The sequence below is a fragment of the Rugamonas violacea genome, from assembly GCF_016461825.1.
Taxonomy (GTDB): domain Bacteria; phylum Pseudomonadota; class Gammaproteobacteria; order Burkholderiales; family Burkholderiaceae_D; genus Rugamonas.
This window is the reverse complement of sequence record NZ_JAEMNU010000004.1, coordinates 57,970-73,173: the sequence shown is the minus strand read 5'-3', so window position 1 is coordinate 73,173 and position 15,204 is coordinate 57,970. Positions and strand designations below refer to the sequence as shown.

Here is a 15,204-nt window from a genome sequence, read left to right as displayed (position 1 = left end):
GAAATATACGCTGCGCAACGCCCGAGGTGGAAGCTTTTTCGACGCGGCCCGCCATCGATCGACGGCGGGCGCTGGGAAATATTACCTTCGTGCCAATGTAAATTAAGCGAAGGCCGGCACGTATTGCTGCGGTTGCAAGGCGGCCTCGTACAGGACGTCGACCCGCAGCGACGCCTGCAACGACGGGATCGAGCCGCCGGCGCGGTACTGGAAGCTGACCTGCAACACGTCGCCCTCGCTGACCTTGACCGCGCTGGCCAAGGGCAAGGTCATGTAGTGGTTCAACCAGTCGATGGTGCTGGAGCGCTCCGGCACCACGGCCAGAATGTTCTTGGTGACGAAGCGCATGGCGTTGATCTGGCCGTCGCGCTCGACGATGAACTTGCCTTCCCAGCTGTAGCTCAGCTCGTTGGGCTGGTTGAAGTCGATGATGCTGTAGACCGCCGGCGGCGCCATCTCCTGCGTGCCAGAATAGATCATGCCGGTTTCCTGGAATTGCACGATGGGGGCGTAGAAGCCCTCGAAATCGTATTCCTGTTGCAGCGGCTGCACCGCCATGATGACCGCCTCGGGCAGGAAGATCGGCAGCGGGCCGCCGAAGCGCTCCAGATAGCGGCGCTTGAACGATTCGATCACCTCGACCTGCTTCTCGCGCAGCATGGCGACGTGGATCATCTCGCAGATGACCACATCGACCGGCTCGGGCGGCAGGTATTCGAAGGCGTCGGCGTGCACCACTTCCACTTTTTCGCCGTTCGGATTGAGGGCGAGCATCTTGCGGGCCTCCTTGACCATGTCCGGATTGAACTCGACACAGTAGACCTTGTCCGCCTTGGCCGCCGCGAACCAGGACAGCACGCCGGTGCCGCCGCCTAGCTCCAACACCTTGGCGCCCGGCTTGACGGCGTAGTCGATGGCCGATTTGAAACCGTGCATGCGGTTTTGGTCCATCAACATATTGTGATGGTAGTGGACTGGAATGAACTGCCCCAGGTAGCAGCTCTCAATCTCGCGTTCGTTCAGCATGGGTATCCTTGGTTAACGCATTGCATGGAGGAATCAATACGACGCAACCATTATCGTTAACATTGTTGAACGGCCAAACAGCGAGGTAAGCGGGAAACACCCGCCAGTTCGCGGGCTTGCAGCGATGCAATTCAGCGCGTGGGCCGGGCCGCCAGATGCGCCTGGATGGCCTTGGCGATCCAGGGCTTGTCCGCCTTGATGGCGAACTCGGCGGCGGTGAGGTGGAAGCCGCCGTCCTTCAAGGTGGCGTCGGCGCCGCGCGCCAGCAGCAGCTTGACCACCTCTTCCTGACCCTCGCGCGCGGCCAGCATCAAGGGCGTCATGCCGGAAGGCGACATGGCGTCGATCTGGGCCTGGCGGTCCAGCAAGAGATTGCTGATGTCGATGCTGCCGGCCGCCGCCGCGTAATGCAGGGCGGTCCAGCCGGACTGGTTGATGCTGGCGCCGGCGCCGATCAGGGTCAGCACGGCCGGCTTGTTCTGGCGGAAGGCCGCCATCATCAGCGCGGTGTTGCCGTTGGGCGCCTTTGCATCCAGGTCGATGCCGGGCTGGGCCAGCAGCAATTTGAGCGTGTCCTTCGCCTCGTAGCGCATGGCCACGATGAGGCCGGTCTCGCCCCGCTCCGGCTCGCGGATATTGGGATCGAGCCCCTTGGCCAGCACGCGGCGGATGACGCCGACGTTGTCGAGCTGGACGGCGCGGAAGTAATCGACGGCGTCCTCGGCCGCATCGGCCATGGCCAGACCGGCGTGGCCGGCCAGCAAGCCGGCGGCCAGGGCGGCCATCAGGAGGCGTCGCTTGGGGGCAAACAATTTGTTGAGATTCGACATGAGGAAATTAGCGTACCACGTTGAATAGTTTGAAAAAATTGTCCGACGTCTGCTGCGCCACCTGCTCCACGGGAATACCCTTGAGCTTGGCGATGTACTCGCCGACGTGGGCCACGAAACCGGGCTCGTTCATCTTGCCCCGATGCGGCATCGGCGCCAGATACGGCGAATCGGTTTCGATCAGGATGCGCTCGAGCGGCAGTTCCAGCGCCACCGCCTGCAAGTCCTTGGCGCTCTTGAAGGTCACGATGCCGGAGAAGGAGATGTAGAAGCCCATGTCGATGGCCGCGCGGGCCACCTCCAGCGATTCGGTGAAGCAATGCATGACGCCGGCCACGCCGCCCGCCTCGGTGCCGGCGCCCTCTTCGCGCATGATGCGGATAGTGTCTTCACTGGCGGCGCGGGTGTGGATAATCAAGGGCTTACGAGTGATTCTTGAAGCTTTGATGTGAGTTCGGAAGCGCTCGCGCTGCCACTCCAGGTCGCCCGTCAGACGGAAATAGTCGAGCCCGGTCTCGCCGATGGCGATGATCTTCTTGTGGTCGGACAGCTGCACCAACTGCTCCACCGTCGGCTCCGGCGTGTCCTCGTAGTCGGGATGCACGCCGACCGAGGCGTAGATGTGCGGATACTGCTCGGCCAGGGCCAGCACCTGTGGAAAGTCCGGCAGGTCGACCGACACGCACAGCGCGTGGCTGACCTGGTTGTCGGCCATCTTGGCCAGGATCTCGGGCATGCGAGCGGCCAGCTCGGGGAAATTGATATGGCAATGGGAATCGATATACATGGCGTAATTGTACCCTGCGACGGGCCGCCGACGCTGGTCGCCCTGGCCAGGGTGCTCTCGCCGGCCCGATTGATTTCGCTGCCATCGGCCAGCCCGCCGCCCGCGCTAGACGAACACCTCGCGTCGCGCCGCCTGGCTGATCGCCAGCGTGGCCGGATGGCTCATGCGCCGTTCCGTGGTGATGGCGTAGACCTGTTCCAGCAAGGTCGGCACCACGCCCAACTGGACGACGCCGTATTGCGCGCAGACATGGGCGGCGATCACGCTGGGCGCGAAAAACAGGCCGGCGCCGGATTGGCCGAAGGCCTTCATCATCGCGCTGTCGTCGAACTCGCCGACCACGCGGGGCCGCAGCGCATGGCTTTCGAGCCAGGCCAGCAGTCGGTGGCGGATGGCGAAGTCCTCGCCCGGCAACAGGATCGGCGCCCGGTGCAGGCAGGCGGGGAAGTCGCCGACCAGGCCGGCCGCCAGCGCGGCGCTGGCGAACACGGTCAGGCCGCTTTCGCCCAGCAGGTGGTTGTAGCCGCGCACGCTCAGGTGGCTGGGCATGGGCCGGTCGGCGATGATCATGTCGAGCCGGTGCACCGCCAGATCGGCCAGCAGGCTGGCCAGGCGGCCTTCGCGACAGATCAGCCGGGGCGCTTCGGCCATCGCCAGCGCCGGTTGCACCAGGCGGCAGGCGATGGTTTTCGACACCGAATCGGCGCAGCCGACGCGGAAGGACATGGTCGCCGTCGGCGACTGGTCGCGCACGATGTCGAGCAACTCGTCGCCGGCCTTGAAGATATCCTCGGCGTGGCGCAGGATGCTGCGGCCGGTGTCGGTCAACTCCAGGTTGCGGCCGCTGCGGCGGAACAGCTCGACGCCGAGCGTGTCGGCGAACTCGCTCAACTGGCCGGAAATCGACTGCGGCGTCAGATGCAACTGCTGCGCCGCGCGGGCGATGCTGCCCGCCTTGGCGACCATCCAGAAGTAGCGCAAGTGCTTGTAGTTGAGTGAGGACATGCCGCCGATAGCTCCAAAAAATCGATGTATTGTGCAATATTAATCGATTATTCTTTTGCGGCGCTTGGGCTTAGACTGTTTTCCGTCGGTTTCGACGAAAACTTTTCAAGGGAGTAGCGGCAATGCGCGCATACCAAACAAACAGTCCACAAGCGGCGGGACGGATTCTTGCGCTGGCGATGGTGGTCGACGGAAATTTGACGCCGTCCGAACTGCGGGCGCTGGAGCGCAGCAAGATCCTGCCCTACATCGCGCTCGACGTGGCCGGCTTCGAGCAGTTGTTGCAGGACTTGTGCGACGACATGCTGCAAACCGTCGTCCATGGCGCCGTGCAACTGGACCAGGCGCTGATCGACAGCCTGCTCGACGAGATCCGCGAACCCGATCTGCGCCGCCATCTGCTGCAGGCGATGTGGCGCATCGCCGACGCCGACGGTTGGCTGGCCGACGCCGAGGCGATCCTCTTGTCGCGCGCCAACACGGTGTGGTCGGCCGAATCGAACTTCAGCGACCGGCCACGCCGCTCGGCTTAAGGCCGGAAGGCGAACTCAGGCGACGCGCTTGCCCAGGATGATGAGGTCGCGCTCGATGCCGTCCAGGTTGGCCACCTTGGGCAGATTGGCCCAGGTGGCGAAGCCGTACTTGCTGAACAGGCCCAGGCTGGGCGCGTTATGGCCGAAGATAAAGCCGAGCAAGGTGTGCACCTGGATGCTGGGCGCGTGGGCGATCGCCTGCTCCAGGCAGTAGCGGCCGATGCCCTTGCCGCGCGCGACCTCGGCGATGTAGACGGAAATTTCCGCCGTGCCCGAGTAGGCCGGGCGGCCGTAGAAGTTCGAATAGGAAATCCAGCCCAGCGTTGTCGGCGCGGCCGCGTCGTCGTCGGCCTCGATGATCCACAGCGGGCGGCGTTCCGGCGTGTGCTCGTGGAACCAGGCCAGGCGCGATTCGAGCGAGACCGGCTCGGTGTCGGCGGTGACTTCGCGCGAGGCGACGGTGCTGTTGTAAATGGCGACGATGGTGGGCAGGTCGTCGAGCGTGGCGTTGCGGTGGCGGAAAGCGGTCATATAGGCGGAAAATGCGGGAAAGAAGAAGTGGGGTCGGGCGGAGAACGGCTACAGGGTGTGGGTAGCCCGGGAGGAACGCAGCGCGGCGCCGAGGATCTCCTCGATGCGCAGCCGGGTGCGGATGCCGCTGTCGTCGTCGGGGAAATGCACGCCGATACCCTGCGCCTTGTTGTTGTGCGCGCCGGGTGGCGTGATCCAGGCGACCTTGCCGGCGATCGGGTATTTGTTGACGTCGTCCATCAGCGCCAGGATCAGATAGATTTCGTCGCCGATCTTGTAGGGCTTCTGGGTCGGAACGAACATGCCGCCGTTCTTCAAAAACGGCATGTAGGCGGCGTACAGCGCGGCCTTTTCCTTGATCGCCAGCGACAGCACCGTCGGCCGCGCCACGGGCGCGGTGATCGGGTCGGAGGGGCTGGCGCTCATGTCGTCCCTTTCAGGCGCAGCAGGCCGTGTAGTCGAGCAGCATGTCTTCGATGAACAACTTGGGCGACAAGGGGTGGTCGGCCGTGGCGCGACGCTCGTTGCCGCTCTTGATGGCGGCCAGCAGGCGGCTGATATGGATCTTGTCGGCCAGGCTGGCCAGCTCGCGCTGGTAACGGGGGTAATAGCGCACGCTGCCTGCCAGTTTGTAGGAAAACAGGTCGTAAAGCCAGCGCTGCATCCAGGAAACTTGCGCCGACAGGGGCACTTTTTGCAGTTTTTCCGCCGTTTTCAGCGCGCCTTCGATGCTCGGGTGGGCCAGCAACTGCAACAACGCGTCCATGTCGTCGCGGTTGCCCGTCTCGGCCTGGGCCATCGCCGCCAGCGGCGCGCCGCCTTGCTCGCGCAGCCAGCTGTCGGCGTCGGCCACGCCCTGCGCCTTGAGCCAGGCCAGCGCCTCGGCGTGGCTGGGCATCGGCAGGGCGAACTTGCGGCAACGCGACAGGATGGTCGGCAGCAGCCGGTCCAGGCTGTTCGAGGCGAGCAGGAAGACGGTGCCCGGCGGCGGCTCCTCCAAGGTTTTCAGCAGCGCGTTCGAGGCCGGCATGTTGAGCGCCTCGGCCGGATACAGCACCACCACCCGCAAGCCTTGGCGGTGGGTGGAGATGTTCATGAAATCGGCCAGATTGCGGATCTGCTCGATCTTGATCTCGTTCGACGGCGCCTTGGTCGATTTGGCGGTCTTCTTGGCCTCGGCGTCGCCGCCCTCCTCGCCGTCGGCCGGCGGTTCGTCCTCCAGCGCCTCGGGGCGCACGCGGCGGTAGTCGGGATGGTTGTGCTGGGTGAACCAGCCGCAGGAGGCGCACTGGCCGCAAGCGTGGCCGGTGGGCAGCACGGCCTCGCACAGCAGGCCCTGAGCGAAGCGTTCGATGAAGTCTGACTTGCCTATCCCGGCGGCGCCATGGAACAGGATGGCGTGCGGCATGCGCTGGCGCAGCAGTTGCAGCTGCTGCCAGGACGATTCTTGCCAAGGATAAATTGAATTGCTCATCAGTAGTATTCTATGCTGAAAGTTCCGCTTGCAGAATCCCGCTCAACTGCAACTGGATCGCGGCGATGTCCTGGGTCGAGTCGATGACGCGGAAACGTTGCGGGAACTGGGCGGCGCGGCGCAGGTATTCCTGCCGCGTGGCGGCGAAGAAGTCGGCCTGCTCCTGCTCGAACTTGTCGAGCGAGCGGGTGGCGTCGAGGCGGGCGCGGGCCACTTCCAGCGGCAGGTCGAACAGGAAGGTCAGGTCGGGCTGCAGATGCGGGTGGACCCACTGCTCCAGCGCCTCCATCTTGGCGCGGTCCATGCCGCGGCCGCCGCCCTGGTAGGCGAAGCTGGCGTCGGTGAAGCGGTCGGAGATGACCCAGGCGCCGCGCGCCAACGCCGGCTCGATCACCTGGGCGATGTGCTCGCGGCGGCTGGCGAACATCAGCAGCGCCTCGGTTTCCAGGTGCATCTTTTCGTGCAGCAGCAGGTCGCGCAGCTTTTCGCCCAGCGGCGTGCCGCCCGGCTCGCGGGTGGTGACCAGCTCCATGGCCACGCCCCCCTGGGTTTGCAGGAATTGCGCCACGAAGCCGATATGGGTCGACTTGCCGGCCCCGTCGATGCCTTCGAAGCTGATGAATTTGCCGCGTTGTTGTGTCATGAAAACTGGATTGCCTATCGTTGGAATTGGTTCACTGCCCGGTTGTGGTCGGTCAGATTGTCGGAAAACTGGCTGGTGCCGTTGCCGCGCGAGACGAAATACAGGGCCGGCGTCTTGGCCGGCGCCAGCGCCGCCGTCAGCGACTGCACACCCGGCAAGGCGATCGGCGTCGGCGGCAGGCCGCTGCGCGTGTAGGTATTGTAAGGGGTGTCCGTTTCCAGGTCGCGTTTGCGGATCTTGCCCTCGTACCTGGCGCCCATGCCGTAGATCACCGTCGGATCGGTCTGCAACAGCATGCCCAGCTTGAGCCGGTTGACGAAGACGCCGGCGATCATGCCGCGCTCGGACTTTTGCCCGGTTTCCTTCTCGACGATGGAGGCCATCACCAGCGCCTCGTACGGCGTTTTGTAGGGCAGCGCCGGGTCGCGCTTGGCCCAGGCCTCGTTGAGCCGGTTGATCAGCATGCTGTGCGCCTGGCGGAAGATTTGCAGGTCGCTGGCGCCCTTGGCGAACAGATAGGTGTCGGGGAAAAAGAGTCCTTCCGGCAATTTATACTCGGAAGTTATGCGCGCCATCAACTCCTTGTCGGACAGGGCGACGGTATCATGCTTGAGGCCCTTGTGCGCCGCCATCGCCTGGCGCATCTGGCGGAAGGTCCAGCCCTCGATGATGGTCAGCGATTCCTGGGCGAACTCGCCGCGCACCAGTTGCTCGATCAGGCGCAGCGGCGTGGTGCCGGGTTTCAGCTCGTAGGCGCCGGCCTTCAGCTTGCCGCTCTTGGCGGTGAGGCGGGCCAGCAGATTGAACAGCAGCGGTTCGATCGGCACGCCGGCCTCGGCGATTTGTTGGCCGGCGGCGTGGGCGCCGCTGCCGGGGGTGATGGCGAATTCGATGGCCGGCTCTTCGGTGGTGATCGGGTCCATCGCCCAATAGGCAAAATAGCCACCCGCCGCCACTGCAACGATCATGCCGCTAACTATGATTTTTTTTATGAAAGCCATCTCTCAAACAAGCCAAGTGGTTATCCACCAGTGTGGACCAGAAATGCAGGCTAGGCCAGCCGAACACGATACGGTTTTTGGCCGCGTCCGACGCGATTTGCGCGACATCACTATAATGAACCCGTAATGATAATGCTTTAATCGTCAAATTATTGGAAATTATGAATACTTGGAATCAACTTTTGGACGCGCAGGGTGCGCGCCGCGCCGAGCAGGCGCCGGATCAGGTGCTGGACTTCGGCCGCGCGCTCAGCGCCACCGAACTCGCCGCCGGTTTCGCCGCCCCCGTCACCGACCTGGGCCTGATCGCGCTGAACGGCGAGGAATCGGCCAGCTTCCTGCACAGCCAGTTGACCAACGACGTCGAACATCTGAACGCGGAGCAAGTGCGCCTGGCCGGCTACTGCTCGCCCAAGGGCCGGCTGCTGGCCAGCTTCCTGCTGTGGCGCGACGCCGAGACCATCTATTTGCAACTGCCACGCACCATCCAGGCGCCGCTGCAAAAACGCCTGCAAATGTTCGTGCTGCGCGCCAAGACCAAACTCAGCGACGCCACCGCCCTGCCCGCCAACGAGGTGGTGCTGGGACTGGGCGGCGCCGCCGTCGAGGCGCTGCTGCGCACCTGGTTCGACGTTCTGCCGGCGCAGCCGTACAGCCGCATCGACCACCCGCTGGGCGCGCTGCTGCGCGTCGCCGACGTGTTCGGCGCGCCGCGCTACCAGTGGCTGACGTCGAGCGCCACCGCCGCCACCGTCTGGCCGCTGCTGGCCGAGCGCCTGGCCGTGGGCGGCAACGACGCCTGGCATCTGTCCGAAATCCACGCCGGCGTGCCGCAGATCGGCGCCGGCACGCAGGAACAGTTCGTACCGCAGATGGTCAACTACGAGCTGCTGGGCGGCGTCAACTTCAAGAAGGGTTGCTATCCGGGCCAGGAGATCGTCGCCCGTAGCCAATATTTGGGCAAGCTGAAGCGCCGCACCACCTTGGTCAGCATCGCCGACCGGGCCGCCGTGCCGGGTGCCGAGGTGTTCGCCACGGCCGACCCCGAGCAGCCGTGCGGCATGGTCGTCAACGCCGCGCCGAACGGTGCCGGCGGTGTCGACGCGCTGGTCGAGATGAAGCTGGCGGCGATCGACGCCGGCGTCGCCGAGGGCGCCGTGCGCCTGGGTTCTGCCGGCGGTACCCCATTGCAGTTCCTCGCCATGCCGTATGTGCTGGACGCGCTCGACCTCTGATATGGCCGACCTGTACATTTATTACCAGGTGGGCGAAGCCGACACGGCCGCCCTGCAAGGCGCCGTCACGGCCATGCAGGCCGGCCTGGCGCAGCGCCACGGCGTTGCCGCCCAGCTGAAGCGGCGGCCGCAAGCCAAGGACGGCCGGCAAACCTGGATGGAGGTCTACCCGGCCGCGCCGGCCGGTTTCCCGGCCGCGCTGGAGGCCGCCGTCGAACAAGCCGGGCTGTCCGCCTGGATCGCCGGCCCGCGCCATACCGAAGTCTTTACGGATGTCATCTCATGTGTTTGATCGTTTTCGCCTGGAAGGTCATCCCGGCCATTCCGCTGGTGGCCGCCGCCAACCGCGACGAGTTCTATGAGCGCGCCACCGCGCCGGCCGCCGCCTGGCCGGATCAGCCGCGGATCTACGCCGGCCGCGACCTGAAGGCCGGCGGCAGCTGGATGGGTATCAGCCAGGGCGAAGCGGCCGAACAGCCGTCGCGCTTCGCCGCCATCACCAACATCCGCGCGCCGGCCGAGCACAAGCCGGACGCGCCCTCGCGCGGCCATCTGGTGGCCGACTATCTGGCCGGCACCATGACGCCGCAGGAATACGTGGAGGCTATCCGCGCCGGCAGCGAGGCCTACAACGGCTTCAACCTGGTGCTGGCCGACCGCGACACCTTGATCTGGTTCTCCAACAAGGGCCAGGGCGACCCGCGCAACGGCCTGCCGCTGGAGCCGGGCGTCTATGGCCTGTCCAACGCGCTGCTCGACGCGCCGTGGCCGAAGGTCTTGAAGACCAAGGCCCAGTTCGCCAGTCTGCTGTGCCTGGGCGCGCCCGACGACGCCTATTTTGAAATGTTGTCCGATACCACCCTGGCGCCCGACATGCGCCTGCCGGAAACCGGCGTGCCGATCGATCTGGAACGGGTCTTGTCGGCGGTGCGCATCGAAACGCCGGGCTACGGCACGCGCACCTCGACCGTGGTCAAACTGTACGCCGAGGCCCCGGCCGAGCTGCACGAAGTGTTGATCCAGTAACGGGGCCTGGTCAAGAAAACCCACCGGCGTAAGGCTGGGGTCAGACCCCGCGGGGTCTGACCCCGGCTCTATGCCTTTGGGTGGTTTTGCAACCGCCGGCGCCTTGGCCGCCGAGCATCAAATCAATGATGCCCGCCACCCTCCTCCCGCAACTGTTTGACCTGCGCCTCGCTGACATTGGCCGGCTGGCCGCCCCAGCTGGTGCGCAGGAAATTGGCCAGGTCGGCAATCTCCTTATCGCCCAGCTTGCCGGCGAAACCAGGCATATCCTGCATGCTCTCCTTGGCGCCGAAATGCTGCGCCTCGATGCCGTCCAAGGTCACCGCGATCAGATTGTGCGGGTCGGCCGCGCGCACGGTGGTGTTGGCCTTCATCGCCACCGCCACGTGCGGCTTGCCGGCGCCGTCGACGGCATGGCAGCCGGCGCACACGGCGATATAACTGCGCTTGCCGGCGTCGATGGCCGCGCCGCTGGCCGCCACGGGTTTCATCGGCTGCGCCGCCAACGGCGTATCGCCCAGCAAATAGGTGGTCAGCGCCGTCACATCGTCCGACTTCAAATGCTGGGTGCTCAGATGTACCACCGGGAACATTTCGCCATAGGCCGAGCCCTGCGGCGCCACGCCGGTGGCCAGGAAGGACGCCAGATCCGGCGCCGTCCAGCCGGCCGCCGACAGGCCGGCCGGCGAGATGTCCGGCGCGCCGATGCGCGCCAGCACGTTGCCGTTGAGCGTGCGTTTCAGGTCGAGCTGGCCGGCCACGCCGCGCGGCGTGTGGCATTCGGCGCAATGGCCCAGGCTGTTGGCCAGGTAGCGGCCGCGCTGCCAGCTGGGCGACTGCCCGGTCGAGGCGTCGGGCAAGCTGTCCTTCAGGAAAACCATATTCCAGAAACGCACACCGAAGCGCAAGTTGAACGGGAAGCTCAGATCGTGCGGCTTGTTGGCGACGGCATACGGCTTGCTCTGCATCAGGTAGGCGTAGATGGCGTCGCTGTCCTCGCGCGTCAAGGTGCGGTAGGAGGTGTAGGGCATCGCCGGATACAGGTGCTTGTCCGGCGTGACGCCGTCGTGCAGCGCCGTATAGAACTCGGCGGCGCTCCATTTGCCGATGCCGTGCTCCTTGTCCGAAGTGATGTTGCTGCCGTAGAAGGTGCCGAACGGCGACTTCAACTCGACGCCGCCGGCGAACGGCGCGCCGGTGCCGGTGGTGTGGCAGGCGGCGCAGTCGGCCGCCCTGGCCAGATAACGGCCACGGCCGATCTGATCGGCGGCCGCCGTGACGGCGTTGGCGCCGGCGTTTTGGCCGCCTGCCGCCGCCGCGTTCTGGCCGGCGGTCTGGCTGGCGCCTTGGGTGGCGTTGTCGGCCGCGTCGGCCCGCTCGCCGCAGCCGGACAGCCAGGCCGCAGCCAACACGGCGCCGATGCCGAGGGTCAAGGCGCTCAGCGCCGGCAGGCGCTTGCTAGCGAAGAGGCGCATCATGTCGGCTCCTTCACCAGTCCTGGTGTCGTCAAGACGACTTCCTTGACCGCCTCGAAGTAGCGCACGTAACCGGTACATCGGCAAATATGTCCGTTCAGCCCTTCGGTGATGGTCAGCTCGACCTGGTCGCGGGCGATCGGCACGCGCTTCAACCGTTCCAGCAGCACGGTGGCGGCGTTGACGAAGCCGGGCGTGCAGTAACCGCACTGGAAACTGTAATGTTCCAGGAATTTTTGCTGGATCGGCGACAGCGACACCACCTCGCCCTTGTCGTTGCGCTTGGCATGGCCCTCGATGGTGCGCACCTGCTTGCCTTCGAAGTAGTGGGCGCCGGTGATGCAGGAGCGCACCTCCTCGCTGCTGCCGTCGGGCTTGTCCAGGATCACCACGCAGGCGCGGCAAGCACCCTGGCCGCAGCCAAGGCGCGAGCCGGTCAGGTCCAGGTACTCGTGCAGGAAATCGATCATCATCACGCCCTCGGGGACGGGCAGCGGGCCGACCGGCTTGCCGTTGATGTGCAGCGTGATGGGTTTGGTCGTGAGGCTCATGCCAGCACCTCCTGAATGTGTTGTGGGCTCACCGGCAAGTCGGTGAAGCGGTGGCCGATGGCGTGGGCGATGCCGTTGACGATGGCGCCGACGACGGGAATCATCACCACCTCGGCGATGCCTTTGGGCGGATCGGTGTCGGTCAGGGGCGGCAGGATGTCGGCAGTCTGCTTCCAGACGGCCACATCCGTCGCGCGCGGCAGCTGGTAACGGTTGAAGTTCCAGGTGCCGTCGCCGGGGCCGTCCTCGTACAACGGCAGGTATTCCAGCAAGGCGTGGCCGATGCCCATCGCCAAGCCGCCCTGCAGCTGGCTGGACACCAATTGTGGCGACAGCATGTTGCCGCACTCCATGATCGAGTGGTGGCTCAGCAAGCTGACCTTGCCGCTGGCCTCGTGCACCGCCAGCTCGACCAGGGTGCCGACCGCGCTGTAATAGGTGACGGTGGCGTTGTTGCGCTGCACCGGCGGAATGAACACCCGCTTGCGGTTGAGCACGTGGTAGCCGCCGGCGGTGTTCATCTTGGCCTTCTGGCCGGCGTTGGCGCCGTCGCCATAACGCAGCGACAAACCGTCCACCGGCAACGTTTGCGTAGCAGCGCCAGCGATGTCGAACTCGGCTTCGGTCCAGCGCCAGCGGTTGAACACGTGCACGGTGGCGCCCGTCACCAGGCCCAGCTCGTGCGCCTTGGCCACCAGTTGCTGGAACGGCAGCGCCTCCAGGCCGCCGGCCGACAGCTTGCCCTCGACCCAGCGGGCGTCCTCCACCCGCACCACCAGCGAGGCCGCCTGGCCGCCGCCGATGCCCTGGCTCCAGATCGCCATCGCCGCCGGCCACAGGCCGTGCATGAACACCACCCGCGCCGCTTCGCGCGTGCTGTGGGTGAAGTAGAAGGCCGAATTGGTCGCGCTGGCCGGCGAGCAGTAAGTGGGCGACCAGCGCGGATTGGCCGACAGTTTGTCCTGCTCGGCCTGGCTCATGATGTAGGGATCGCCGCTGCTCTCGACCGGCAGGTCGTCCCAGTCGATGATCGCGGTCAGCACTTCGCCGGCCGGCTTGCCCAGCCACTTGGCGCAGGCGATCGCCTGCGAGGTGGACATGCCGGTGCCGATCTCGGTGCCGCTGTGGCTCAGGTGGATCTTGCCGTCGGCGTCGATCTGCACCTTGGCGAAGGAACTTTCCGCCCCGGTGCCGAAGTCTTTTTGCACGCAGGCGAAGCCGACGCCGTAGCGCTGGCCCGGATGGGCGGTCTCGAACTGCGCCTTTTTCACGGCGCGGCCGGTCCACAGCGGATGCAGCTTGGCTTTCTGCAAGACCTCGTCGACCCGGATCGCGCCCGCCGGAATCGCGCCCTGGCTGTTCTTCATGCCCGAGAGCAGCGCGTTCTTCAGACGGAACTCGATGGGGTCCAGCCCCAGCTTGGCGGCGAACTCGTCGATCATCATCTCGGTCGCGGCCATGCTCTGCAAGGTGCCGTAGCCGCGCGCCGAGCCGGCGTCGATGGCGCGCGAGGCGATGGCGACGGCGGCCAAGTCGCTCTTCGGGAAATAGTAGATCGACTGGGCGGCGGTGGCCGCGACCATCGCCACCGAGGGCGAGAAGTTGCTGCGGCCGCCGCCGTTGGCCTCGAAGCTGCCCTGGAAGGACTGCAACATGCCGCTCTTACGGTCGACGGCGATGCGGTAATGCATCTTGAAGGCGTGCCGCTTGATCGAGGACTGGAACTGCTCGTAGCGGTCGTTGGCCAGGCGCACCGGCTTGCCGTCCGCGTACAGGGCCGTGGCCAGGCCGTAGAAGGGAAAGTTGTAATGGTCCTTGGAGCCGTAACCCACCGTGTAGCAGGGATGGAGGAACAGTTTCTTGAGCGGAAACTTGCCCTTCTTCATCATTTCGACGGCGCTCTCGGCCACTTCCTTGGGCGACTGGCTAGCCACCACCATGTGTAGCGCCTGGTTGGCCGCGTCGTACCAGCAGTTGGCGTTGTCCGGCTCCAGCGCGGCCGTGTCGACCGACTGGGTGTTGTAGTCGCGCTCCAGCACCAGCCAGTCGGCCGGCGGCTGGTCCAGCTCGGTCTTGATCTTGTTGGCGTGGAACATGCCCTGCTCGCCCAGCTTGCCGTGTTCGACGCCGTCCGGCCACACCGGCTGCTGCTTGCGCATCATACTGGGGAAGACCATCGCGTCCTTCAGGCTGGAGAAGGCGTCGTCGTCGGCCGAGGTGGCGCCGCCGACGCGGACGAAGCGGAAAGTGCCCCAGGGATCGCGTTCGGCGAACGGCACTTGGGCGCCGTAGCGCAGCACGCCCTCCTTGAACTGCAGCGCATCCTTGGCGAAGCGGAAACGGGCGAAGTCGTGGTAGATCAGGATGGCGACGGCGTGACCCAGATAAGCCGGAACCTTGCCTACGGGCAGCAACATGTCGGCGCCGTAGAAGGCAGGGAAGGCGACGCCGTCCTTCTCCAGGTCCTCGGCGGTGACCATGCGGTCCGGCTTGAGGTCGTCGCCGAGCAGGGCCAGGTCGATGCCCTCGAAGCTGCGGTCGGCCTTGGTGGCGCGCAGAATGAAGGCGTGCGACTGTTGTTGCGGCCAGTGCGGCATGTCGCGCGAACGGATGTCGCGGGCGAAGACCTTGCCGCCGGTGACTTTGGCGATGCCGTCGATACGGAATTTGACCTGGCCGGTCTTGCTGTTCCAGTCGATGGGGGTGAGGATATTCTCCTCGAACAAGGAGGCGAAGGCCTTGCCGCCCAAGGGCGCGATGTAGACCGATACCCCGGCGACCAAGCCGGCTTTGAGGAAATTGCGGCGCGAAAGTTCTGCTTTCATTTGTAACACTCCCGATGAATGAGCTTATGCGCTTCTTGTGAATGCCAGCCTACACCAGCATTCCCACCGTGTGCGGCCGTCACCGTCCTGTCTCCGTTACCACATCAGTGGAACAGAGCTACATGGTGGCGTCAACAATATGGAAGAAATCCGAGTGGATAAACAACGGCGCCCGTTCGTCAGGAACGGAATTGGCGGACGGCAAGGTGGCCGACACTGAAGAGGCGCCGCATTATCACCGCAAGGCATGGCCCACCCCATA

The 15,204-nt window shown here is 65.3% G+C and carries 16 protein-coding genes; 4 read left to right on the top strand and 12 right to left on the bottom strand.

Features of this window, described 5'->3' with window-relative positions; genetic code table 11:
* Positions 1 to 102: 102 nt before the first annotated feature.
* From H7U20_RS01165 to nhaR, 4 genes are all read right to left on the bottom strand, one after another.
* Positions 103 to 1,026, bottom strand: coding sequence for a methyltransferase domain-containing protein (locus H7U20_RS01165; RefSeq protein ID WP_199517785.1), 924 nt, complete (start codon positions 1,024 to 1,026; stop codon positions 103 to 105).
* A gap of 131 nt (positions 1,027 to 1,157) precedes the next feature.
* Positions 1,158 to 1,811 carry an ankyrin repeat domain-containing protein gene (locus tag H7U20_RS01160; RefSeq protein WP_233410417.1) on the bottom strand — a complete coding sequence of 218 codons (654 nt, stop codon included), beginning with the start codon at positions 1,809 to 1,811 and terminating at the stop codon, positions 1,158 to 1,160.
* Between the two features lie 52 nt (positions 1,812 to 1,863).
* Entirely contained in the window at positions 1,864 to 2,643 is a 780-nt protein-coding gene (locus H7U20_RS01155) for a TatD family hydrolase (protein WP_199517783.1), read from the bottom strand.
* 105 nt (positions 2,644 to 2,748) lie between these two features.
* Complete coding sequence (gene nhaR / locus H7U20_RS01150) at positions 2,749 to 3,648, bottom strand: transcriptional activator NhaR (RefSeq protein WP_199517782.1); 900 nt, start codon at positions 3,646 to 3,648, stop codon at positions 2,749 to 2,751.
* Between the two features lie 122 nt (positions 3,649 to 3,770).
* On the opposite strand from nhaR, the gene H7U20_RS01145 reads away from it, so the two are divergent.
* Positions 3,771 to 4,181: a tellurite resistance TerB family protein gene (locus H7U20_RS01145; RefSeq protein ID WP_199517781.1), complete on the top strand. Its 411-nt coding sequence runs from the start codon at positions 3,771 to 3,773 to the stop codon at positions 4,179 to 4,181.
* Positions 4,182 to 4,196: 15 nt separating this feature from the next.
* Here H7U20_RS01145 and H7U20_RS01140 read toward each other — a convergent pair whose 3' ends face one another.
* The 5 genes from H7U20_RS01140 to mltG are packed head-to-tail and all read right to left on the bottom strand — an operon-like array spanning position 4,197 to position 7,830.
* Entirely contained in the window at positions 4,197 to 4,712 is a 516-nt protein-coding gene (locus H7U20_RS01140; protein WP_199517780.1) for a GNAT family N-acetyltransferase, read from the bottom strand.
* Between the two features lie 48 nt (positions 4,713 to 4,760).
* The gene (locus tag H7U20_RS01135; protein ID WP_199517779.1) at positions 4,761 to 5,138 is read right to left on the bottom strand and encodes a PilZ domain-containing protein; all 378 of its coding nucleotides are present in this window, start codon (positions 5,136 to 5,138) and stop codon (positions 4,761 to 4,763) included.
* Positions 5,139 to 5,148: 10 nt separating this feature from the next.
* Entirely contained in the window at positions 5,149 to 6,186 is a 1,038-nt protein-coding gene (locus H7U20_RS01130) for a DNA polymerase III subunit delta' (protein ID WP_199517778.1), read from the bottom strand.
* A 10-nt stretch (positions 6,187 to 6,196) separates the two neighbouring features.
* The gene (tmk, locus tag H7U20_RS01125; protein WP_199517777.1) at positions 6,197 to 6,829 is read right to left on the bottom strand and encodes a dTMP kinase; all 633 of its coding nucleotides are present in this window, start codon (positions 6,827 to 6,829) and stop codon (positions 6,197 to 6,199) included.
* Positions 6,830 to 6,843: 14 nt separating this feature from the next.
* On the bottom strand, positions 6,844 to 7,830 hold the full coding sequence (mltG, locus tag H7U20_RS01120) for an endolytic transglycosylase MltG (RefSeq protein WP_199517776.1): 987 nt from the start codon (positions 7,828 to 7,830) through the stop codon (positions 6,844 to 6,846).
* A 161-nt stretch (positions 7,831 to 7,991) separates the two neighbouring features.
* Here mltG and ygfZ point away from each other — a divergent pair, with 161 nt between their 5' ends.
* Genes ygfZ through H7U20_RS01105 form a run of 3 tightly spaced genes read left to right on the top strand, consistent with a single transcriptional unit; the run spans position 7,992 to position 10,091 of the window.
* Positions 7,992 to 9,065: a CAF17-like 4Fe-4S cluster assembly/insertion protein YgfZ gene (gene ygfZ, locus H7U20_RS01115; RefSeq protein WP_199517775.1), complete on the top strand. Its 1,074-nt coding sequence runs from the start codon at positions 7,992 to 7,994 to the stop codon at positions 9,063 to 9,065.
* Between the two features lies 1 nt (position 9,066).
* Entirely contained in the window at positions 9,067 to 9,357 is a 291-nt protein-coding gene (locus H7U20_RS01110) for a DUF4936 family protein (RefSeq protein ID WP_199517774.1), read from the top strand.
* The gene (locus tag H7U20_RS01105; protein WP_199517773.1) at positions 9,348 to 10,091 is read left to right on the top strand and encodes an NRDE family protein; all 744 of its coding nucleotides are present in this window, start codon (positions 9,348 to 9,350) and stop codon (positions 10,089 to 10,091) included. The genes H7U20_RS01110 and H7U20_RS01105 overlap by 10 nt, the downstream gene beginning before the upstream one ends.
* Before the next feature lie 122 nt (positions 10,092 to 10,213).
* Here H7U20_RS01105 and H7U20_RS01100 read toward each other — a convergent pair whose 3' ends face one another.
* From H7U20_RS01100 to H7U20_RS01090, 3 genes are read right to left on the bottom strand one after another with little or no spacing between them, the layout of a single operon-like run.
* The gene (locus H7U20_RS01100) at positions 10,214 to 11,566 is read right to left on the bottom strand and encodes a c-type cytochrome (RefSeq protein WP_199517803.1); all 1,353 of its coding nucleotides are present in this window, start codon (positions 11,564 to 11,566) and stop codon (positions 10,214 to 10,216) included.
* On the bottom strand, positions 11,566 to 12,117 hold the full coding sequence (locus tag H7U20_RS01095) for a (2Fe-2S)-binding protein (protein ID WP_199517772.1): 552 nt from the start codon (positions 12,115 to 12,117) through the stop codon (positions 11,566 to 11,568). Before H7U20_RS01095 ends, H7U20_RS01100 begins: the two co-directional genes overlap by 1 nt.
* Positions 12,114 to 14,942: a xanthine dehydrogenase family protein molybdopterin-binding subunit gene (locus H7U20_RS01090; protein WP_199517771.1), complete on the bottom strand. Its 2,829-nt coding sequence runs from the start codon at positions 14,940 to 14,942 to the stop codon at positions 12,114 to 12,116. Before H7U20_RS01090 ends, H7U20_RS01095 begins: the two co-directional genes overlap by 4 nt.
* Positions 14,943 to 15,204: the final 262 nt, after the last annotated feature.